Origin of the sequence: Adlercreutzia equolifaciens (assembly GCF_029076695.1) — a bacterium.
Taxonomy (GTDB): domain Bacteria; phylum Actinomycetota; class Coriobacteriia; order Coriobacteriales; family Eggerthellaceae; genus Adlercreutzia; species Adlercreutzia equolifaciens_A.
The window spans coordinates 1-336 of record NZ_JARFIK010000177.1; the positions used below are offsets into that span (position 1 = coordinate 1).

General features: G+C 60.4%; 1 protein-coding gene. It reads left to right on the top strand.

Going from position 1 to position 336, the window contains the following annotated elements:
• A partial coding sequence (locus PZH32_RS11965; protein WP_428994043.1) for a hypothetical protein occupies window positions 1-336 on the top strand: 336 nt, incomplete at both ends.

Below are 336 nucleotides of genomic sequence, written 5' to 3' on the forward strand. Positions count from 1 at the left end.
GCCTATGACCGACACCACAGCCGAGCCGGAGGATTACACCGGGGAGGACGGGCTTTTATACTGCGGCAAATGCCGGAAACCCAAAGAAGCCTATTTCCCGGAGGGCAAGACCTTTTTCGGGCGTGACCGCCACCCGTCAGAGTGCGACTGCCAGCGGGCAGCCCGTAAGGAACGGGAAGCCGCCGAGAAGCGGCGCAGCCACCTTGAAACGGTGGAACGGCTGAAACGGCAGGGCTTTACAGACAAGACCATGCAGGACTGGACATTTGCCAACGATAACGGCAGCTGCCCGCAGATGAAGAACGCCGCCGGATATGTGGCACGCTGGGAACAGAT